Origin of the sequence: Microbacterium sp. 8M, from assembly GCF_902506375.1 — a bacterium.
Taxonomy (GTDB): Bacteria; Actinomycetota; Actinomycetes; order Actinomycetales; family Microbacteriaceae; genus Microbacterium.
This window is the reverse complement of record NZ_LR733284.1, coordinates 987029-1007352: the sequence shown is the minus strand read 5'-3', so window position 1 is coordinate 1007352 and position 20324 is coordinate 987029. Positions and strand designations below refer to the sequence as shown.

Sequence of the window (20324 nt, the reverse complement as noted above, 5' to 3'; positions counted from 1 at the left end):
GGCCTTCGACAGGCTCTGGGACCGGACGGTCAGCTCAGCGTGAAGCCGGACTCCTCGAGGCGGGCGCGCACGCGCTCCACGTCGTCGTCACCGGGCAGCTCGCCGAGCACCTTCATCATCAGCACCTGCGCGTCGACGATGGAGACCTCGGGATCCGCACCGCTCTGTGCCGCCACGGCTTCGCACACCTCCTGCACCTCGTCGTCGGTGAGGCGGCGGCGCAGCAGGGCGAGGATGGGCACGCGGTCCTGTGCGGGGATGCCGTCGGGGTAGCCGGCGCCCAGCCAGCGCAGCGCCTGGGCGATCGGGCTCGGGTCGGCGTCCGGGGCCACGCCGGTGCCGACCGCATCGGGCACGCCCGTGCCGGCGGAACCGGCCGCGTCGGCGGCGCCGGACCCGGCGGCCCCTGACGCGGCGGCCTCAGACTCGGCCTCGGCGAGGACGCGCCGATCCCCGGCGATCCGCTGCGCCTTGGTGCTCAGCGGCACACCGCGCTCGGCCAGGTGGGCGGCGACGCGGCGCACCTCGTCCTCGCCGGGGGTGGCCGAGGTGACGTCGGCGATGGCGGTCCGGATCTGCGAGACGCGCACCGGATCCGTCTCCTGCTGCGCCAGCGCTGACACCACCGCGGCGAGCTCCTCCGCGGTGAGGGTGCGCTGCAGCAGGGCGAGCAGCGGCGAGTAGTCCTTGGGCGGCACGCCCTCGGGGTAGCCGGCGCGCAGCCAGTCGAGCACGCGGGTGAGGACGTTGCCGTTCACTTGCCCGCCCCGAACAGGGAGATGCCGAAGTAGTGGTAGATGCTCAGCCGGGTGATGAAGAGCACCCCGGCGAGCACCGCCGCGATGACGATGGCGAAGAGGATCCACCCTGCGGCGGTGAGCAGTGGCCGCCTCGTGCCGGGCGCCTCGCCCTCGACCTCGCCGGTTCCGGCGGACTGCAGCCGCATGCCGATCGCGAACAGCGCGGGCAGGCCGGCGCCGAACAGCAGTCCGACCAGCAGCACACGGCCGGCGGAGAGCGCCATCTGCGCGATGTCGAAGTTCATCTCGTCCGTCCTTCGGTTCAGGCCGCCGCGCCCTGCGAGGCGGTGCTCGGGACGACTCTGCCATCCCAGTCGGCGTTGACGTTGCGGTGATCGACCCTCTGCCGGCGGCTGCGCAGGTACATCAGCGTCGCCGCCGCGACCAGCAGCACGAACACGGTGATGGCGCCGGCGAGCCCGCCGATGCCGTGCGCGAGGAAGAAGCAGAGTGCGCCGACCACGCCGGCCGCGGGCATCGTGATCAGCCACGCGGTGACCATGCGCCCCGCGATTCCCCAGCGCACATGGGCGCCCGGACGACCGACACCGGATCCGAGGATCGAGCCCGTGGCGACGTGCGTCGTGGACAGGGCCATGCCCATGGAGCTGGAGGTGAGGATGATCGCCGCCGACGAGGCCTCGGCCGCGAGTCCCTGCGGCGACTCGATCTCGACCAGGCCCTTGCCGAGGGTGCGGATGATCCGCCAGCCGCCGAGGTAGGTGCCCAGGGCGATGGCCGCGCCGCAGGTCACGATGATCCAGATCGGCAGGCCGTCGCTGAGGATCTGCTCGCCGGTGAGACTGCCGTGCGCGATGAGGGCGAGGGCGATCACGCCCATGGTCTTCTGGGCGTCGCCGGTGCCGTGCGCGAGCGAGACCAGCGACGCCGTGCCGATCTGGCCCCAGCGGAACCCGGCCTCGCGGTGCTTGGCGTGCACCGTGCGGGTGAGCCGGTACACGAGCCAGGTGGCGACCGCTGCGACCACCCCGGCGATGACCGGCGAGAGCACGGCGGGCACGATGATCTTGCCGAGGATGCCGGCCCAGTTGACGGTGGCGGCGCCGGCGATGCCCGCACCGATGAGACCGCCGAACAGCGCGTGCGAGGAGCTCGACGGAAGACCCAGCAGCCAGGTGAGCAGGTTCCACAGGATGCCGCCGACGAGGCCCGCGAAGATGATGATCATCGCGGACTCCGGGTTGAGCCCGGGCACGAGATCGCCGTTCGGGCCCTGGATCGTCAGCACGTCCTTCGTGATCGTCGCGGCGACCTCGACCGAGAGGAAGGCGCCGACGAGGTTCAGGATCGCGGACAGCGTGACAGCGACCTTGGGCTTGAGCGCGCCCGTGGCGATGGAGGTCGCCATCGCGTTGCCCGTGTCGTGGAAGCCGTTGGTGAAGTCGAAGCCGAGGGCGGTCACGACCACCAGGACGAGGATCAGCACTTCGGCGCTCATGATCGTCAGCATCCCGCGCTCTGCCTGCAGGGACGGCCGGTTTCGCCCACTCGACGGCGAGAGTTCACCCGCCGTTAAGCCGTGGGCGCCGGGCCCCGATCTCACCGTCCGCATAGTCGCCGGGCGTAGCCTCACGGCGGCCTCATCAGCAGATCGGAGCCCGCCACGCCTCCCATCCCCGTCTTCCTCCGCACCTGGAGCCTGGATCCGACCGCGCTCGTCGTGCTCCTGGTCGCCGCCGGGCTGTACCTGGGCGGTGTCGTCGTGCTGCGCCGGCGCGGGCACCGCTGGCCGCTGCGGCTGACGCTGCTCTACCTGCTGCTGGGGCTCGGCTCGTACGCGTGGGTGTCGTTCGGGTTCCTCGGCAGGTGGAGCGCCGAGCTCCGCTGGGCGTTCACCACCCGGATCGCCCTGCTGCTGTTCGTGGTGCCCATGCTCGTGACGCTCGGGAGGCCGGTGTCCCTGGCGCGCGCCGTGCTCTCGGCACACCCGCGCGCCGGAATGAACGGCTTCCTGCGGTCGTGGATCGCGAAGTTCTTCGGCAACGCGATCATGGCGCCGGTGTTCACGTGCCTCGTGTTCGCCGTCTTCTTCACGCCGCTCTCGGCGACGCTGCGGTTCTCCCCCGTCGCGCCGGGGGCGATCTCGGCGGTGGTGCCCGTGCTGGGGCTGCTCATGGTGCTGCCGATGGCGGCGCACACCGTCGCTCGCACGAGCCTGTTCATCGTGGCCGAGTTCCTCTTCGCGTTCGTGGAGCTCGTGCTCGACGCGATCCCGGGGGTACTGCTGCGCCTGGGAACCGTGGTGTTCGACCACGCCGGAGCGGTGCCCGGGGCGATGCCGCTGTGGTTCCCGAACCCGCTGCGCGATCAGCAGCTCTCCGGCGACCTGCTGTGGTTCATCGCCGAGATCGTCGACGTGCCGATCCTCGTCATCCTGATGATGCGATGGATCCGCTCCGACCGGCGCGAGTCGCGCAGCATGGACGAGCTCAGCGACGAGGAGATGGCCGAGCTCACCGCCGCTCACCTGCGCGGCGAGTGACGGATCCGGATCCGTCCGGCCCGCTCCGGTCGTTCAGGTCGCACTTTCTGCTGCACCCGGGAGCGGGTGGCGCAGAAAGTGCGACCTGAACGAAGGGAACTCTCTCAGTCGGCGGGCGCGGCGGTGCGGATGCGCTCGCCGAGGAAGGCGAGGTCGGCGGGCGTGAGGGCCGTCACCGCGTAGGAGACGGGCCACACCGTGCCGTCGTCGAGCTGCGCGGGCCATTCGAACTCGAACGTGGCGTAGCGCACCTTGAACTTCGCCTTGGGCTTGAAGAAGCAGACGACCTTGCCGGCGGCGTTGGCCCAGGCGGGCATGCCGTAGTACGTCTTGGGCACGAGGTGCGGCGCGTTCTCGGCGACCAGCTGGGCCAGGGCGGTGGCGAGGGGGCCGTCCTCGTCGTCCATCTCCGCGATCTTCGCCCGCACGTCGGCCTCGCCGGCGGCGCGCAGCTCCTCGGGGCTCGCCTTCTTGCGTGCGGCACGGGTGCGGCTCTCCTTCGCGGCCTCCTTGACGGCGGCGCGCTCGAAGTCGCTCAGCACGGGCGCGGTGCTCTCGGTCATGTCATCCTCCGTTCGATGGCCCCGGCTTCCGGGACGTTCACCAGCCTAGGAACGGGTGTTCGGCCGCGCTTCTTCAGAACTGATCGATCCGATCACCGGATCCGGCCCGGCGGCGCCATACCGCCGTGCACCGCCTAGGGTGTGACTCATGGACATGCGGGTGGCGGCATACGCGGTCATCGTCGACGACGCCGATCGCGTGCTGCTGGCGCGGTGGACCGAAGGACGCAGGGTGTCCTGGACCATGCCCGGCGGAGGACTCGAGCCGGGTGAGGATCCGCAGGTGGCGGCGCGGCGGGAAGTGCACGAGGAGACCGGCTACAAGGTCGTCATCGAGGAGCTGCTCGGGATCCACTCCCGGGTGATCCCGCCCCGGCGCCGGGTGACGCCCGGAGCGACGGATCCCCTGCACACCCTGCGGATCGTGTACCGCGCGCGCATCACCGGCGGACGACTCCGGTTTGAGAAGAACGGCTCCACCGACATGGCCGCCTGGTATCGCCTGGACGAGATCGGCGGCCTCCAGCGCGTCCGGCTCGTCGACATCGCCCTGGGCATGGCAGGGCTGCTCGGCTGACGCCGGATCCGCGAGCCGTCGATCTACTCCGCCTCGGAGATGTCGGCGACGGTGGCGTCGTACGCGTCGATCAGGGCGTCGGCGTCGACGAACAGGCTGTAGCCGTGGGATCCCGCGCCCATCGCGATGCGCTGCCCGCGGATGGATTCGTCGGCGAAGACCGGCCAGGCCGTGGTGCTGCCGATCGGGACGATGGTGCCGCGCTCGTATCCGGTCGCGGCGAGGGCCACCTCCGGGTCCGGGAGCTTCAGCCGGTTCACGCCGACCAGCGCGCGCAGCTTCGGCCAGGAGATCTTGCGCCCGCCCGGGATCAGTGCGAACAGGAAAGTGTCGTCGCTCCGTTTGACCACCAGCGTCTTCACGATGCCGGAGGGATCCAGGCCGAGAAGGGCCGCGGCCTCATGGAGGCTGCGGGCTGCCGGGCGCTCACGGATCTCGATCTCGAGGCCGCGCTCTGCGGCGGCGTCGCGCACGCGGGCGTGCGGATCCGCGGTGGACTCAGGATCCGCGACGTCGGACGGCCCCTCGGCCGGCTCGGGGCGGGCGGTGCTCACGCCTCGGGGGCGTTCAGCGGGTCGTCCGCGACCCAGAGCTCGTCGTCGGCGCGGAGGGCCTGCCAGGCCGCGACCAGCACGCCGACCGCAGCGGCGGCGCCCAGGATGATCGCGATCACGCTGCCGATACCGGGACCGCTCTTGCGGGCGGCCGGCGCGACCAGGGTGCGCGGGGTGTACGGCGTTCCGGTGCGCTTGGCGTTGGCGATGTCCCATGCGGTGAGCGCGGTGCCGACCACTCCGCCGATCGCGGGGACGACCTTGTGGTCGACGACGTCGCGGGAGATCTTGAGGCCCTTGTCGACGACGGGGGCCACACGGTGCTCGTACACGTCCTGAACGGCGGGGACGACCTGCTCACGACGGAAGTTGTCGAGCTGGCGGCCGGCTTCGCGGGCGAAGTTCGCCGCATCCCCGGCGACGACCTGCTGGGCGGCCCACAGCTTGGCGGCCTCGCTCTGCAGCTTGCGGAGTTCCTTCTGACGCTTGCGGCTCAGGCTCACGATGCCCTCCCAATCGAAACGGGGTTCGGACTCCCCATCTTGCCAGAGATGCTCCTGTGCGGCGGGTGTGCGTCCCAGTTCACAGGGGAATCGGAAGGTGCCGGGGTTCCGATGCGAGAATGGATCCATGCCTCACGCCACTCACGTCGCCACCCTGCACACCAACCACGGAGACATCGTCGTCAACCTGTACGGCGACCACGCACCCCGCACGGTGAAGAACTTCGTCGGTCTTTCCGACGGCACCGGATCCTGGACGCACCCCGCCACCGGCAAGCCGGGCGAGGGTCCGCTGTACAAGGACGTCATCTTCCACCGGATCATCCCGAACTTCATGATCCAGGGCGGCGACCCGCTCGGCCAGGGCGTCGGCGGACCCGGCTACACGTTCAACGACGAGATCCACGGCGAACTGAACTTCAACGAGCCCTACGTGCTCGCGATGGCCAACGCCGGTCTGCGCCGCAACGCCATCACCGGACAGGTCGAGGGCACCAACGGCTCGCAGTTCTTCATCACCACCGACCCCACCCCGTGGCTGCAGGGCAAGCACACGATCTTCGGCGAGGTCGCCGACGACGCGTCCAAGGCCGTCGTGGACGAGATCGCCTCGGTGCGCACGGGCGCGGGCGACCGCCCCGTCGAGGATGTCGTGCTGCACTCCGTCGACATCGTCGAGAACTGATCGCGACCGATCCTGATCACTGAGCCTGTCGACGTGGACTCCGGAGCGCACCGATGACGACCCCGGAGTTCCACGCGAATCCCGACAACTTCTGCTACCGGCACCCCGGTCGGCAGAGCTTCGTGCTGTGCCAGCGGTGCATGCGGACGATCTGCCCGGAGTGCCAGACGCAGGCGCCGGTCGGGGTGATCTGCCCCGAGTGCATGCAGGAGCAGCGGCGCAGCCGCACCCCCGCCCAGCGCCGCGCCGACCGGCGCTGGGGTGCGCGTTCCATGACCGCCGTGGGCGGGCGCCCACTCATCACGTACTGGATCCTCGGGATCACCTCCGCTGTGAGTCTTCTGCAGCAGCTTCCCGGGCTCTTCGGGCCGATCACCGGCGCGCTGCAGTTCGCGGGGGCATATCTCTACCCGTCACTGTCGGGGCTGCCGTTCGAGCCGTGGCGAATGCTGACCGCGCTGCTCGTGCACGGAAACTTCATCCATCTCGGCTTGAACATGCTCGCGTTGTGGATGGTGGGGCAGCAGCTCGAGCCGCTGCTGGGGCGTGCGAAGTTCCTCACGCTCTATCTTGTGAGCGGGCTCGGCGGGTCGGTCGCGATGGCTCTGATCGATCCGACTCAGCCCACAGTCGGGGCGTCCGGGGCGATCTTCGGCCTGTTCGTCGCCCTGATCGTGATCGGCCGCCATCTCGGCGGCAACATCATCGGTGCGCTCGTCGTGCTCGGGATCAACTTCGTGTACGGGTTGATCGTTCCGGGGATCGCCTGGGAGGCGCACGTCGGCGGTGCCGTCGTCGGGGCGCTGGTCGCGCTCATCTACATCAACGCGTCCCGGCGCCGCAGTGCGCGGTTCTGGTGGATCGGGCTGGTCGCGGCACTCGTGCTGGTGCTGCTCGTCGTGGTCGCGATCGTGCCGCCGCTGATCATCACCGCCGGTCACTGAGAACGTCGTTTGCGGAGAACGCCGGTCACGGACGACTCGGAACGCAAGGCCCTCGCCCTCGGGCGGGGGCCTTCGTCGTCTCCGCGGGGTGTGAATAACACCGGTGTAATTCTCCCCAAGTGGGGATAGAACTGTGGATAACTCCGGGGAGCGGGTGTGCATATCCATCCCCAGAATGTGGATAACCCTCTGGATCCGTGGACAACCCTGCGGAATGCCGTCTTGAGCCGGTCGGAGGGCCGGAATGCAGAAACGCCCCCGCGCGGGCGGAGGCGTTTCGGTGAGGGTGCGGCGGCGTCAGCGCCAGCGCGTCGTCATGAGGAAGCCGATGAGTGCGATGCCGAGGCCGATCAGCAGGTTCCAGGACTGCAGGCCCGGGATCGGGTACTGCATGCCCGTGATGTAGAAGACCAGGATCCAGGCCAGGCCCAGCAGCATGAAGCCCACCATGACGGGCTTGAACCACACGGCGTTGGGGGCGGCTTCGCCGTCGACCTTCTCTACGACGGCCTCTTCGGTCTTGCGGGATCGTGCCATGCGCACAGTCTACCCAAACGCCTGCGCCGCACACGGGGAGGGTAGAGGTCGGCTGAGTAGGATCGCGGCATGACCGATGCGACGCGAGCCTCCGCCCGTCGCATCCGAGACCGCCGACGGCGGGCGACGCCCCTGAGCGTGCTCGGCGAACTGCTGCTCACCGCGGGCGTCGTGGTGCTGCTCTACGTGGCGTGGCAGATGTGGATCGGCGATCTCATCATGAGCGCCGAGGCCAACGACAAGGGGCAGCAGCTCACCCAGGAGTGGGCGAAGGCGCCTGCACCTGCGTTGCCGCCCGTGCTCGACGACGGCAGCGGCGTCGACGCCGCGCACCCGCGGTACGCGCCGCCCGAGATGACCGCGCCGAAGGACGGCGTGCCCTGGGGAGCCGTCCTGCGCGTGCCCCGGTTCGGCGCGGATTATGCGGTGACGATCGCGGGCGGTGTCACCCGAGCGGACACGCTCGACCACGGCTGGATCGGCGTGTACCCGAACGCGGGGATGCCCGGCCAGACCGGCAACTTCTCGATGGCCGCGCACCGCACGACCTGGGGCAAGCCGTTCAACCAGCTCGACCGGCTGCGCCTGAACGACGCCATCGTGATCGAGACGGAGCAAGGGTGGTACACCTACCGGTTCCGCACGCTCGAGTACGTCACCCCCGACAGCGTCGACGTGCTGGATCCCGTGCCGCAGATGCCCGATGCACCCCCCGGCGGTCGTTACATCACGCTGACCGCGTGCTCGCCGCTGTACTCCCTGGCCGAGCGCATCGTGGCCTACGGGGTGTTCGAGAGCTTCCAGCCGCGGGCGCTCGGCGCTCCGGCCTCGCTGAAGGCGGTGAGCTGATGTACGCGGCGCTGTGGCGCATCCTTCCCGGGCCCTGGTGGGTGCGGCTGCTCATCCTGCTCGTCCTGCTCGCCGCGGTGCTGTACGCGCTGACGTTCTGGGTGTTCCCCTGGGTGAGTCCGCTGATCTCACCCGGTGATGTGAGCATCGAGCCGGCGCCGACGGCGACCTGACGACCGGATCACTTGCCGGTGCAGTAACTGAGGTCGATCGTCGACTGCACGGGCACGTCTCCGGGCGCCACAGACATGGCGGCGACCTTCTTCGGATCCGTGGCCTTGCAGCCGGGGTTCTCCACCGGGTTCGCGGTGAGCCCCAGTTCCTGCAGCGCCTGGGTCGCTGCGTCCAGGGTCCAGCCGGTGAGGTCGTTGACCGTCACCACGCCGCTGGCCACCACGAGATCGACCACGGTGCCCGGCGCGACCTTGGTGCCGGCCGGAACGCTCGCACTCAGCACGGTGTCGTGCTGAGTGCGCGGATCGTTCTTCTGGGTGACCGAGCCGAGCTGCAGGCCGGCCTTCGTCAGGGCGTCCTTGGCGGCCGAGGCGCTGAGGCCCTCGAGCGTCGGGACCGCGATCTCCGCGGCACCCGAGGAGACGTAGACGGTGACGGACTGGCCCTTGTCCATGCTGCTGCCGGCGGTGGGATCCGTGCTGATCACCTTGCCCTTTTCGACCGTCGCATCCGCCTGCTCGATGCGGATCGCACGCAGGTCGTTCTTGTCGAGCATCGCCACCGCGGCGTCGTAGCTCTGACCGACCACATTCGGCACCGTGCGTCCCGCGCCCGGCACGTCTGTGGTCGGCTTGATCGCCAGCACCCAGATCAGCACCGAGGCCAGCAGCACCACGAGCAGCGCGATGCCGGCCCACACCCAGGCGACCGGCGGCCCGGACTGGGTGCGCGTCATGGTGGTGTCGGAGGAGAGCTGGCGCAGCGTGCGCGCGGTCTCCTGCGCGTGCCGCGGACTGGGACCGTACAGCTCGCTGGTGAGCGAGGAGAGCTGCTTCTTCGTGGGCACCGCGCCGGTCACCGCATTGTCGAGTGCGGTGCGGAACGAGGCCGCATCGGGGAAGCGCTGGAACGGATCCTTCGCCATCGCGCGCAGCACGATCGGCTCCAGGGCGCGGATGCGCTCGAGCTCGGCGGCGGAGTGCGCCTCGTCGTGCACCTCGCTCGGCGGCAGCGGCGTCTCGCTGACGTGCTGATAGGCGACCGCGACCGGCGACTCCCCGCGGAACGGCTGGCGGCCCGCGAGCATCTCGTACAGCACGACACCGGTGGAGTACAGGTCGGTGCGCGCGTCGACCTGCTCGCCCTTGGCCTGCTCGGGCGAGAAGTAGGCGGCGGTGCCGATGATCTGTGTGGTCTCGGCGACCGTGGACGACGAATCGGACACCGCGCGCGCGATGCCGAAGTCCATCACCTTCACCGTGCCGCCCGGCGTGATCTTGACGTTGCCCGGCTTGATGTCGCGGTGCACGACACCGGCGCGGTGCGAATATTCGAGCGCCTCGAGGATCCCGTCGGCGTAGCGCACGGCGTCGGCCGTCGGCACGGGACCGCGGGCGATGACGTCCTTCAGCTGCTCGCCCTGCACCAGCTCCATCACGATGAACGGAACCGGCTCGGCAGAGCTGCCGCCGGCCTCGGGCGTGGAGTCCTCCCCCGCGTCGAACACGCGCACGATCGACGGGTGCGACATGCGCGACGCGGCCTGCGCCTCCATCCGGAACCGGGTGCGGAACGCCGTGTCCCTGGCGAGCTCGCGGTCCAGGATCTTGATCGCGACCTCGCGGCCGAGCGTCAGGTCGTACCCCCGGTACACCTGGGCCATGCCGCCCCGGCCGATGAGGTCATCGACGCGGTAGCGACCGGCCATGACGCGCGTGGTCGTCGTCACGGAGGACCCCCCTCGTTCTCGTGATTCTGCTGCGGTGCCCGTGCCTCAGGGCGTCGGCGTGGGCGTCACCGGCGGTGTCGGAAGCGACTGGATCTGCGCCGTGCGCGAATCCGAGTCGGGGCTCTGCTGGTCGCCGCACCGCACGGAGTACTTGGCCGTGAAGTCGCCGCTCTGGCTGAGCCGAACCTCGGTGCTCGTCGTCCCGGCCGGGAACTCGGGGCCCCCGGACATGAACGATCCGCCGTCGATCGTGACGATGTAGCCGGTGATCGACGTGCCGCTGGGGCAGACGTAGTCCGCACCCCATGAGACCGTGATGGTGCCGCCCGCGATCATCTCTCCCGCGAACGTGGGCGCGGCGCCCGGCTTCGGGGGCTGGGTGCGGTCGGCGTACGCCGTGAGTGCGATCGAGGACCCCTGCGGGACCTTGCCCTGGGGGTTGACCTTGTAGACCTTGCCGACCTGGTCGGCGGCCGGTGCCGGATCGCCGGTCGCGCAGGTGGCCTTCAGGCCGGCGTCGACGGCCTTCGCGGTGGCCTCGTCACAGGTGAGACCGACAAGACCGAGGGCGTCGACGTCGACGCGCGGCGTGGTCGTGGGCGACGGCGTCTTGCTCGGGGAGGGCTGCGACGACGCCGTGGTGGAGGACACCGGGTCGGGCGCCTTCTGGTTCGCCAGGAGAGCCCAGATCGTGCCGCCGAGCACGATGAGCAGCAGCGCGATGAGCGCGATCAGCGGCCACGTCCACGGGCTGCGCTTCTTCTTCTCCGGCGCCTGCTCGGCCTCGGTCGGGATCTGCGCCGTGGTCGGCATGATCGTGGTGGCGCCCTGGGTCGCACCCAGGATCTGCGTCATCGCGTCATCACCGGACGCACCGGCGGCCCCGGCTCCCCCCACGACGCCCGCGATCACTGCGGGCACCGCGATCGCGGCGGAGTTCAGGTCGCCGCGGCGCAGCGCCTGCGCGGCCCGGGCGACTGTGGCGGCAGAGCTCGGCCGGTCGGCCGGCTTCTTCGCGATCATCGCCATCACGAGGTTCTGCACCGGCTGCGGCACCGTGGCGGGCAGCGGCGGCGGGGTGTCGTTGATCTGCGCCATGGCGATCGCGACCTGCGACTCACCCGTGAAGGGGCGCTTGCCGGCGAGGCACTCGTACGCGACGATGCCCAGCGAGTAGATGTCCGTGGCCGGCGACGCGGCGTGCCCCGACGCCTGCTCCGGGGAGAGGTACTGGACGGTGCCCATGACCTGACCGGTGGCGGTGAGCGGCACCTGGTCCGCGATGCGGGCGATGCCGAAGTCGGTGATCTTGACGCGGCCGTCGGGCGTGATGAGCAGGTTGCCGGGCTTGATGTCTCGGTGCACCAGGCCGGCGGCGTGCGCGGCCTGCAGCGCCGACGCGGTCTGCGCGACGATGTCGAGGGTCTTGTCGGCGCTGAGGGCGCCCTCGCGTTCGATGATGGTCGAGAGCGCCTCGCCGGGCACGAGCTCCATGACGAGGTAGGCGGAGCCGTTCTCCTCGCCGTAGTCGAAGACGCTGGCGATGCCCTCGTGGTTCACGAGCGCGGCGTGGCGGGCCTCGGCGCGGAAGCGCTCGAGGAAGCCCGGATCCCCCATGTACTCGTCCTTGAGGATCTTGATCGCGACGGTCCGTCCGATGACGTGGTCGGTCGCTTCCCACACCTCGCCCATGCCGCCGATCGCGATCCGAGACTGCAGCTCGTACCGGCCGCCGAAATGCACACCCTGCGTCGGCCTCATCTGTTCAGCACCGCCTCCATGACCTTCTTCGCAATCGGTGACGCAATCGTGTCACCGGATCCGGACTGTCCCTGCCCACCGCCGTCTTCGACGACGACCGCAACGGCGATCTCCGGGTTCGAAGCGGGCGCGAAGCCGGTGAACCACAGCGTGTAAGGGGCCGTGTCGCCGTTCTCCGCCGTGCCCGTCTTTCCGGCCACGTCGACTCCGTCTATTCTTGCACCCTGCGCTGCGCCGCTTGAGACCGACGCCTGCATGGCGGCGGTGATCGCAGCCGCCTCCTCGCGGGTCGCCGCCTGGCGGAACTCGGTGTTCGGGAACTGCTTCTGCACGGACAGATCGTCGCCGACCACCTGGTCCACCATGCGGGGATTCATCACCACTCCGCCGTTCGCGATCCCGGCCGCGACCATCGCCATCTGCAGCGGCGTCGCCCGCACGTCGCCCTGGCCGAAGCCGGTCAGGCCCGTCTTGTCCGGTGAGAGGTTCTTCGGGTAGGTCGAGGCGGACGACTGCAGCGGCAGCGAGAACTCCTGGTCGAAGCCGAACTTCTCGGCCGCCGCGCGGATCGCGTCGTCGCCGAGCTGCACCGCGAGCTCGGCCATCGGGATGTTGCAGCTGTACCGGATCGCGTCGGCGAGGCTCACGTTCTGTCCGTCGCCGCCGGGGCAGATCCCGCCCCAGGCGTTGTGCACGGCGGTGCTGGTGCCCGGAAGCGTGTACGCGGCGGGGTTGGGGAAGGTGGACTGCATCGTGAAGCGGCCGGAGTCGAGCGCCGCGGTCGCCACGACGAGCTTGAACGTGGACCCAGGCGGGTTCATGTTCCCGCCGATGGCGCGGTTCGACAGCGGCTTGCCCGGATCGGCCACGAGCGCGTCGTAGGTCGCGTTCGCGGCCTTGGAGTCGTGCACCGCGAGGCTGTTCGTGTCGAAGCCGGGGGTGGAGACCATGGCCAGGATCCGGCCGGTCTTCGGCTCGATCGCGACGACGGAGCCCTGGTAGCCCTGCAGTGCGTCGTAGGCGGCCTTCTGCGCGACCGGGTCGAGCGTGAGCATCACGTTCGCGCCCTTCTGCGGCTGGCCGGAGATGATGCGCTCGATCGAGGACAGGAACTGCGAACTGCCCGTTCCGCTGAGCTCGCTGTTCATCGCCTTCTCGATGCCGGTCGCGCTGCCCAGGGCCGGGTTGTAGTAGCCGGTGACGGCGGACCACATCTGCGGATCCGTGTAGACCCGCTGGAACGAGTACATGTCGTCGGAGGGTACGGAGGTGGCGATCGGGGCGCCGCCCGCGATGATCGAGCCGCGCTGGATCTCGTAGCTGTCCAGCCGGGTTCGCCGGTTCGCGTCGTTCTGCGCGAGGGCGTCGGCCTGCACGACCTGGATCCAGCTCACCGAGCCGAACAGCGCGAGGAACATGACCAGCACGAGGATGCTGATCCGCCGGAGCTCTTTAGTCATGCGACACCCCCTGGGGTGTCGTGCTCGCCGGTCCCTGAGCGAGCGGAGCGAGACGAAGGGTCGTCATCCGATCACCACCCTGGGCTGGCGGCGCACGCCGTCGGAGATCCGCAGCAGCAGGCCGACGATGAGCCAGTTGGCGATCAGCGAGGATCCGCCGGCGGCCAGGAACGGCGTGGTGAGGCCGGTCAGCGGGATCACCCGGGTGACGCCGCCGACCATGATGAACACCTGCAGGCCGATCGTGAACGAGACGCCCACCGCGAGCAGCTTGCCGAAGTCGTCCTGACCGGCGACGCCGATCCGCAGGCCGCGGCTCACGAAGACCATGTACAGGCAGAGCAGCGCGAACAGTCCGATCAGGCCGATCTCCTCGCCCAGGCTGGTGATGATGAAGTCGCTCTCGGCGACCGGCGTGATCTGCGGGCGGCCCTGGCCGAGGCCGGTGCCGATCAGGCCGCCGTGCGCGAGCCCGAAGATCCCCTGCGTGAGCTGGTAGCTCTGGTCCTCCATGAGGTCGGGGTCGAAGGCGTTGATCCACGTGTTGAAGCGGTTCTGCACGTAGGTGAGGAACTGCGACACGATGGCGACGCCGACCACCACGCCCGCGACGCCGATGAGCACCCAGCTGGTCTTGCCGGTAGCGACGTAGAGCATCACGATGAACATGCCGAAGATGAGCACACCGGTGCCGAGGTCGTGCTGGGCGACGATGATGGCGAGCGAGATCAGCCACACCACGATCACCGGACCGAGCTCGCGCATCCGCGGCCACGTGATGCCGGCGAACCGCTTGCCGACCGACGAGAGGCTCTCCCTGGTGCGCACCAGATACCCCGCGAAGAAGATCGCGAGGAAGATCTTGGCGAGCTCGCCGGGCTGGATCCCGAGTCCGCCGATGTTGATCCAGACATCGGCGTTCGCATCGTCGACGCCGAGGCCCGGCACGAACGGCAGGATCAGCAGCAGGATGCCGGCGAGGCCCGACAGGTACGTGAAGCGGTACAGCACGCGGTAGTTGCGGAGGAAGATCACGAGGGCGATGGCGCCGATCACCGAGATCGCCATCCACATGAGCTGCTTGTTGGAGTACGCGTCGAAGCCGACGCGGTGCGCGGCGATGTCGAGCCGGTAGATCTCCGCGATGCCGACGCCGGTGAGCAGCGTCGCGATCGGGAGGACGAACGGATCCGCATCGCTCGCGACGAAGCGCAGCACGACGTGCAGCGCGAAGACCAGCACTGCGAGGCCTCCGCCGATGATCAGGATCATCGGGTCGATGCGGTGCAGAGCGCCCAGCTGCACGAGGGTGAGCGCGGCACCCGCGACGGCCATCGCGAACAGCAGCAGCCAGAACTCGCGGTTGCGCTGCGTCTGCGGGCCGCGGATCCGGCGCAGTGCGCGGAGGACGGCCGTGTCGGCCGAGACGCCGCCGGGTGCGGGTGTGGTGGCGGTCATGGCGTCTTCCCCGTCCCCGCGGCGGTGCGCAGGCTCTCGACCGTGGCGCGCGCGGCGGCGAGCGTGCTGGCGCTCGTGGTCTCCTCGACGGCGGACTGGTAGAACTGGGGCAGATCCGACACCTTGATGCCGGTGTCCTCGTACACGTGCGAGAGCGGGAACGGCCCGAGATCCTGCTGGATCCCCTGGAAGATCGCGACATTGCCGGACTCGGGCGCGATGCCCACGTAGTAGCGCGTCTGGGTCCACGCGTACCCGCCGAACAGGGCGGCCGCCATAAGCGCGATCACCACGATCAGGCCGGTGATCCAGCCGATCCGGCGGCGCACCGCGCGACGGTGATCCTCCTCGATGAGCTCCTCGAGGTAGTCCGCGGCGGGCTCGAAGTGCGTGGGCTCGTTCGCCGCCTGACGCACGGGATGCAGCCAGCTCGGTCGCGCCGGACGGGCGGCCGGCACCACGACGCCCTGCGGGTTCGCCGCGGCGCCCACGATCGTCGCGGATCCGGAGCGGACCGGATGCTGGCCGCCCACGTCGACGATCACGATGGTGACGTTGTCGGGGGCGCCGCCGTCGAGCGCCGACTTCAGCAGGCCGTCCGCGGTGCGGCCGGGCGCCATGCCGAGCCGCAGCGTCTTCATCATGTGCGCCTCGTCGACCACGCCGCTGAGGCCGTCGGAGCAGAGCAGCCAGCGGTCGCCCGGGAAGGTCGGCATGACGAACATGTCGAGCTCGGGATCCGCGTCCATGTCGCTCAGCACGCGCATGAGCACGGAGCGGCGCGGGTGGTAGCGCGCCTCCTCGGGTGTGATGCGGCCGGAGTCGACGAGCCGCTGCACGAACGTGTGATCCGTGGTGATCTGCGTCAGCGTCTCGTCGCGGTAGAGGTAGATGCGCGAATCGCCGATGTGGCCGATGACCGCGTAGTCGTCGACCATGATGATCGCGTCGAGTGTGGTGCCGAGGCCCGCGAGCTCCGGCCGGTCCTTGACGGCGCGGATCATGTCGCCGGCCGCCGTGGTCGCCGCAGCCTGCAGCGAGGCCTCCGCATCCATCGTGGACGGGTAGGCGTGGTCGAGGTTCTGCAGCCGGTGGATCGCGATGCTGCTGGCGACGTCGCCGCCCGCGTGGCCGCCCATGCCGTCGGCGACGACGAACAGGTTCGCCCCGGCGTAGCCGGAGTCCTGGTTGTTGGAGCGGACCTTCCCGGTGTGGGAGATCGCGGCGCTCGAGCCCTCGAAGACCATGGCCGCCGGTTACGCCCGCAGCTCGAACGTCGTGGCGCCCACCTTGATGGGAGCGCCGACCGGAACCGCGACCGGCGCGCCGACGCGCTCGCCGTCGAGGAAGGTGCCGTTCGTGGAGTCGAGATCCTGGAGCATCCACTGGTCGCCCCACAGCATCAGGCGCGCGTGGTGGCTGGAGGTGTAGTCGTCGCGGATCACCAGCCCGGACTCGCTGGAACGGCCGATCGACATCGGCTCGGATCCGAGCGGCACCTCGAGGCCTGCCTTGGGGCCCGAGGTGATCACGAGCTTGCTGACGGTGGAGGTGGTCGCCGGTCCGCCGGGCCGGCTGCGCGGGGCGGCCTTCGGCTTGACCGGAGGGGCGGCCGGCTTCGCGGGAGCGCTCGCCGCGGCCGCCTCGGGCATCTTGCGCACGCGCACGCCGAACAGGTCGGCGCGCAGCGAATAGACCACGGCGAACACGAAGAACCACATCAGCACGAGGAAGCCGATGCGCAGCAGGAGCAGCGTCAGTTCACTCATGGCGGCGGCTTCCCGCCGATGCCGAGACCGGCACGATCTGGAAGGTGAGGTCGGTGCGGCCGATCGTGATGACCATGCCGCTCTCGAGCTGCGCCTCGCGCACGCGCTGTCCGTTCAGCTTCGTGCCGTTGGTGGAGCCCAGGTCGCGGAGCATGGCGTGGTCGCCGTCCCACAGCACCTCGGCGTGCTTGCGGCTGGATCCGGCGTCGCTGATCGTGATGTCGGCGTCGCTGCCGCGGCCGATCACCGTGCGGGCCTTGGTCAGCGGATACCGGGATCCGCCCGTCGCGATCTCGGCCTGCCAGGTGACGCGGCCGCCGGTCGCGGTCGATGAGGACTCCACGCGCACGGTGCCGGTCGCGAGCTTGTCGTCGGCTTCGAGGGCGATGTCCACGGGGCCCGCGAAGCTGTATCCCTGGGCGCGGGCGTGGTCCTTGACGAGGACGTGCAGCTCGTCGATGAGCGCGGATCCGAGGCCGTGCATGGCGGTGGCGTCGTCACCGCTGAGGTGCACGAGGAAGGTGCTCGGAACGATGATCCGGTCGCGGCTGACGACCGCGGCCTTCGTGTCCATCTCACGGCGCAGAGCCGAAGCGATCTCCACGGGCTGGATGCCGCTGCGGAAGGTCTTCGCGAACGCGCTGTTCACAGCGCGCTCGAGACCCTTCTCAAAGCTGTCTAGTAGTCCCACTGGGCTCCCATGGCTCACCGATCGGTAGGCCCATGTTAGCGACACGGCCTGAATGAACCCCTGGGGCGCCGCGACATGGAGGAAACGCTGAAGCGCCGGGCAGCACCGGATGCGGCGCGCGACGGTGTCCGGTGCCGGGACGAGCGCGGACGGCCGTGGTTCGAACCCGGCCCCGGGGCGTGATATTCTGGGGAGGTTGGTTCGCGAGGACCGACATGCGCGAGTGGCGGAATAGGTAGACGCGCTGGCTTCAGGTGCCAGTGCCGGCAACGGCGTGGGGGTTCAAGTCCCCCCTCGCGCACAGAACGACGAAGGCCCCGGATCGAAAGGTCCGGGGCCTTCGTCGTTTCGGTGATCAGGGTGGCCTCAGGCGACTTCGGCGGCGAAACGGCGCAGTGCGTCGTCGACGTCGGTCACGCGCAGGCTCAGCCGGCTTCCGGGCTCGCACTGAGTGCCGCGTACGAGACCTGGCACGTCGGCGAACTCCACGAGAACGCCGAACGGGAGCGTCTTGGTCACCGTCGCGGTGATCATGTCACCGGTGCGGGGGAGCTTCTCGTCCATGCATCCACCTCCCTTCCCTGAATCGGGCGAAGGAGAACAGGCGGATCACGGGGCGGTCGGGCTAACCTTCCGTGTCGTGCCGCGCATCGCGTCCGGCACCATCCCGATCTTCACAGCCTGATTCTAGAGCCGGAGGGATCCGCGGTGAAGGGCCGCTTCCGTCCGGAACCGGCCAGATCCCGGGCGCGGCGCAAGCGGGGAGGAGTCCCCCGCCGAGTCTTCACAGCGGCATCTGCGCGCCAGTATGTTGGCCTCAGCGTCCGGGACGAGAGGGCGATCGCGAGAAGCGCGTCGCGCCGACAGCCGATGCGGCGCGAGGCGAAGGGGGCACCGTGACCGGAGACGAGACCGCAACAGCGCCGGAACCGGAGGGGATCCGGCCGGCGCGCGCAGGACGCCCGGCGCAGGCCGTCGCCCGCCTGAGTGCGCCGATCCGGGTCGTCCTCGGCCTTGCGATCGCCGCCGTGGGCGTGGCCTTCCTGCTCGTGTCGATGACCGTGCAGACGATCGCCCTCGTCACCGGGATCGGCATCTTCCTCGTGGGGGTGGCGGTGCTGCTCGTGCCCGGCGATCGTGAGGAGGCGGCGGGATCCGGATCCCGCTCGCTCCCGGTGATCATCAGCCGCGTCCTCGGCGCGCTGCTGGTGCTGCTCGGCGCGGGCATGGCGCTGTGGCCGGCCGCGGGCGCGCCACTGCTGGCGCAACTCCTCACCGCGGCGCTGATCGTCTTCGCCGTGGCGACGGCCGTGCGGGCCCTCCGCCCCGGCGCGGACCAGCGGGTCACCGGGATCATCGCCGCCCTCGCCACGCTCGCGGTCGCCGCGATCACGGTGTTCTGGCCGGTGCTGACCCTGGTCGTCTTCCGGCTCGGCGTCGGCGCGTGGTTCGTCTTCATCGGGCTGCAGCTCGTCGTGCGTGCGCTCTGGCAGCGCTCCCCGCGACCGCACGCGGCGGCTCCGCGCCGTGGTGTGCGCTGGCTCCGCACGATCGGCGCGACCGTCGCCCTCGTGCTGGCGGTCGCGCTCGCCGCGGGCAGCGGTGCGCTGCTCGGCGGGACGCCGCTGCCGGTGCCCGACGCGTTCTACACCCCGCCCGCCACCGTGCCGTCCGCACCGGGCACGCTCATCCGGTCCGAGCCGATGACCATCGGCGTCCCTGCGGGGGCGAAGGCGTGGCGCATCCTCTATACGACGACGCACCCCGACGGATCCCCCGCGGTCTCGAGCGGCACCGTGCTCGCACCCGCCGATCCCGGACCGGATCCGCTGCCGCTGCTCACCGTCGCGCACGGCACGGTCGGGGTCGTGCCGGGCTGCGCGCCCTCGCTCAGCGCCGCGCCGTTCGCCGACGGCGCGGGCACGGCCATGGTCGACATGGTCACGAAGCACGGCTGGGTCGCCGTGACCAGCGACTACATCGGACTCGGCACCAAGGGGCCGCATCCCTACCTCGTCGGCGACGCGGAGGCCCGCAACGTCTGGGATGCGTCGAAGGCCGTGCTCGGCTTCGACGCGGTGAAGGTCTCCACCGACACCGTGATCTGGGGGCACTCGCAGGGCGGGCAGGGCTCCCTGTGGACGGGACAGATCGCGTCGTCGTACGCGCCGGAGTTCACGGTGAAGGGGATCGCCGCCTTCGCGCCCGCCTCCGACCTGTACGCGCTCGCCGAGGCGATCAAGACCGAGACGGCGGGCAAGACGGTGTCGGCGTACATCGCGGCGACCTGGGATCGGGTGTTCCCCGAGCTCGAGGTGGAGGAGAACCTGACGCCCGGATCCGCGGGCCCGGTCGAGCGCATCGGCGGGCTGTGCTTCAACGGGCACGACGGTCTTGCCGCGATCCTGCGCGGCAGTCAGGTGCCCAATCAGATCTTCCCGAACACGCTGCTGGGCGGCCCGTTCGGGGAGAAGCTCAAGGAGCAGGAGCCCACCGGCCCCTTCCCCGCCCCGCTGCTGGTCGCGCAGGGTCTCGCAGATCCGCTCGTGAAGCCCGCGATCCAGCACGCCTGGGTGCAGGGGCGCTGCGACGCCGGGATCCCGATCGACTACCGCACCTATCCGGGGCTCGGGCACGTGGAACTCGTCGGGCCGGACTCGCCGCTCACGCCGCAGCTGGAACAGTGGACCCTGGACCGGTGGGACGGCAAGGCGCCGACGCCCGACTGCGACCACCTGCCGGTCGGCTGACGCCCGGGCCGGCCTGC

General features: G+C 70.1%; 22 protein-coding genes and 1 tRNA gene. 8 read left to right on the top strand and 15 right to left on the bottom strand.

The annotated features are described in order from the left end of the window. Positions 1–29: 29 nt before the first annotated feature. Genes AERO9AM_RS04765 through AERO9AM_RS04755 form a run of 3 tightly spaced genes read right to left on the bottom strand, consistent with a single transcriptional unit; the run spans position 30 to position 2259 of the window. Positions 30–758: a DUF3349 domain-containing protein gene (locus AERO9AM_RS04765; protein WP_201298587.1), complete on the bottom strand. Its 729-nt coding sequence runs from the start codon at positions 756–758 to the stop codon at positions 30–32. Further along, a complete protein-coding gene (locus AERO9AM_RS04760) occupies positions 755–1045 on the bottom strand; it encodes a hypothetical protein (RefSeq protein ID WP_159575117.1) in 291 nt (96 codons plus the stop codon). Before AERO9AM_RS04760 ends, AERO9AM_RS04765 begins: the two co-directional genes overlap by 4 nt. A gap of 17 nt (positions 1046–1062) precedes the next feature. Then, positions 1063–2259, bottom strand: a complete 1197-nt coding sequence (locus tag AERO9AM_RS04755) for an inorganic phosphate transporter (RefSeq protein ID WP_159575116.1) — start codon at positions 2257–2259, stop codon at positions 1063–1065. Between the two features lie 222 nt (positions 2260–2481). Here AERO9AM_RS04755 and AERO9AM_RS04750 point away from each other — a divergent pair, with 222 nt between their 5' ends. Then, on the top strand, positions 2482–3303 hold the full coding sequence (locus AERO9AM_RS04750) for a cytochrome c oxidase assembly protein (protein ID WP_236602482.1): 822 nt from the start codon (positions 2482–2484) through the stop codon (positions 3301–3303). A 104-nt stretch (positions 3304–3407) separates the two neighbouring features. Here AERO9AM_RS04750 and AERO9AM_RS04745 read toward each other — a convergent pair whose 3' ends face one another. Then, positions 3408–3866, bottom strand: a complete 459-nt coding sequence (locus AERO9AM_RS04745; RefSeq protein WP_159575115.1) for a hypothetical protein — start codon at positions 3864–3866, stop codon at positions 3408–3410. A 148-nt stretch (positions 3867–4014) separates the two neighbouring features. On the opposite strand from AERO9AM_RS04745, the gene AERO9AM_RS04740 reads away from it, so the two are divergent. Beyond that, positions 4015–4443 carry an NUDIX hydrolase gene (locus AERO9AM_RS04740; protein WP_201298586.1) on the top strand — a complete coding sequence of 143 codons (429 nt, stop codon included), beginning with the start codon at positions 4015–4017 and terminating at the stop codon, positions 4441–4443. A gap of 23 nt (positions 4444–4466) precedes the next feature. Here the strand turns inward: AERO9AM_RS04740 and AERO9AM_RS04735 are convergent, their stop codons facing one another. Further along, positions 4467–4916 (bottom strand): aminoacyl-tRNA deacylase, encoded by a 450-nt coding sequence (locus AERO9AM_RS04735; protein ID WP_201298696.1) that lies wholly within the window; start codon positions 4914–4916, stop codon positions 4467–4469. A 77-nt stretch (positions 4917–4993) separates the two neighbouring features. Next, positions 4994–5500 carry a DNA helicase gene (locus tag AERO9AM_RS04730; RefSeq protein ID WP_159575114.1) on the bottom strand — a complete coding sequence of 169 codons (507 nt, stop codon included), beginning with the start codon at positions 5498–5500 and terminating at the stop codon, positions 4994–4996. Between the two features lie 127 nt (positions 5501–5627). Between AERO9AM_RS04730 and AERO9AM_RS04725 the strand changes: the two genes are divergently transcribed. Both AERO9AM_RS04725 and AERO9AM_RS04720 read left to right on the top strand, forming a co-directional pair. Then, positions 5628–6185, top strand: a complete 558-nt coding sequence (locus tag AERO9AM_RS04725) for a peptidylprolyl isomerase (RefSeq protein WP_159575113.1) — start codon at positions 5628–5630, stop codon at positions 6183–6185. A 53-nt stretch (positions 6186–6238) separates the two neighbouring features. Then, positions 6239–7129 carry a rhomboid family intramembrane serine protease gene (locus tag AERO9AM_RS04720; RefSeq protein WP_159575112.1) on the top strand — a complete coding sequence of 297 codons (891 nt, stop codon included), beginning with the start codon at positions 6239–6241 and terminating at the stop codon, positions 7127–7129. Between the two features lie 297 nt (positions 7130–7426). On the opposite strand, the gene AERO9AM_RS04715 is transcribed toward AERO9AM_RS04720, so the two are convergent. Further along, a complete protein-coding gene (locus AERO9AM_RS04715; protein WP_159575111.1) occupies positions 7427–7666 on the bottom strand; it encodes a cell division protein CrgA in 240 nt (79 codons plus the stop codon). Positions 7667–7735: 69 nt separating this feature from the next. Between AERO9AM_RS04715 and AERO9AM_RS04710 the strand changes: the two genes are divergently transcribed. Then, complete coding sequence (locus tag AERO9AM_RS04710; RefSeq protein ID WP_159575110.1) at positions 7736–8515, top strand: class E sortase; 780 nt, start codon at positions 7736–7738, stop codon at positions 8513–8515. Continuing rightward, complete coding sequence (locus AERO9AM_RS04705; protein ID WP_201298585.1) at positions 8515–8688, top strand: hypothetical protein; 174 nt, start codon at positions 8515–8517, stop codon at positions 8686–8688. Before AERO9AM_RS04710 ends, AERO9AM_RS04705 begins: the two co-directional genes overlap by 1 nt. An 8-nt stretch (positions 8689–8696) precedes the next feature. Here the strand turns inward: AERO9AM_RS04705 and pknB are convergent, their stop codons facing one another. The 7 genes from pknB to AERO9AM_RS04670 all read right to left on the bottom strand — a co-directional run bounded on the left by pknB (position 8697) and on the right by AERO9AM_RS04670 (position 17557). Further along, positions 8697–10397, bottom strand: a complete 1701-nt coding sequence (gene pknB / locus AERO9AM_RS04700; protein WP_201298695.1) for a Stk1 family PASTA domain-containing Ser/Thr kinase — start codon at positions 10395–10397, stop codon at positions 8697–8699. Positions 10398–10463: 66 nt separating this feature from the next. Beyond that, entirely contained in the window at positions 10464–12179 is a 1716-nt protein-coding gene (locus AERO9AM_RS04695) for a protein kinase domain-containing protein (RefSeq protein ID WP_159575108.1), read from the bottom strand. Beyond that, positions 12176–13639, bottom strand: a complete 1464-nt coding sequence (locus AERO9AM_RS04690) for a peptidoglycan D,D-transpeptidase FtsI family protein (RefSeq protein ID WP_159575107.1) — start codon at positions 13637–13639, stop codon at positions 12176–12178. The genes AERO9AM_RS04695 and AERO9AM_RS04690 overlap by 4 nt, the downstream gene beginning before the upstream one ends. A 63-nt stretch (positions 13640–13702) precedes the next feature. Then, the gene (locus AERO9AM_RS04685; RefSeq protein ID WP_159575106.1) at positions 13703–15097 is read right to left on the bottom strand and encodes an FtsW/RodA/SpoVE family cell cycle protein; all 1395 of its coding nucleotides are present in this window, start codon (positions 15095–15097) and stop codon (positions 13703–13705) included. Next, positions 15094–16344, bottom strand: coding sequence for a PP2C family protein-serine/threonine phosphatase (locus AERO9AM_RS04680; protein ID WP_159575105.1), 1251 nt, complete (start codon positions 16342–16344; stop codon positions 15094–15096). The genes AERO9AM_RS04685 and AERO9AM_RS04680 overlap by 4 nt, the downstream gene beginning before the upstream one ends. Positions 16345–16353: 9 nt before the next feature. Next, positions 16354–16866: an FHA domain-containing protein FhaB/FipA gene (locus AERO9AM_RS04675; RefSeq protein ID WP_159575104.1), complete on the bottom strand. Its 513-nt coding sequence runs from the start codon at positions 16864–16866 to the stop codon at positions 16354–16356. Beyond that, a complete protein-coding gene (locus tag AERO9AM_RS04670; RefSeq protein ID WP_159575103.1) occupies positions 16859–17557 on the bottom strand; it encodes an FhaA domain-containing protein in 699 nt (232 codons plus the stop codon). The genes AERO9AM_RS04675 and AERO9AM_RS04670 overlap by 8 nt, the downstream gene beginning before the upstream one ends. A gap of 217 nt (positions 17558–17774) precedes the next feature. Here AERO9AM_RS04670 and AERO9AM_RS04665 point away from each other — a divergent pair. After that, a tRNA-Leu gene (locus AERO9AM_RS04665) sits at positions 17775–17858 on the top strand. 65 nt (positions 17859–17923) lie between these two features. Here the strand turns inward: AERO9AM_RS04665 and AERO9AM_RS04660 are convergent. Next, the gene (locus AERO9AM_RS04660) at positions 17924–18121 is read right to left on the bottom strand and encodes a hypothetical protein (protein ID WP_159575102.1); all 198 of its coding nucleotides are present in this window, start codon (positions 18119–18121) and stop codon (positions 17924–17926) included. Positions 18122–18453: 332 nt separating this feature from the next. On the opposite strand from AERO9AM_RS04660, the gene AERO9AM_RS04655 reads away from it, so the two are divergent. Continuing rightward, a complete protein-coding gene (locus AERO9AM_RS04655) occupies positions 18454–20307 on the top strand; it encodes a lipase family protein (RefSeq protein WP_236602481.1) in 1854 nt (617 codons plus the stop codon). The last annotated feature ends 17 nt before the right edge of the window (positions 20308–20324 follow it).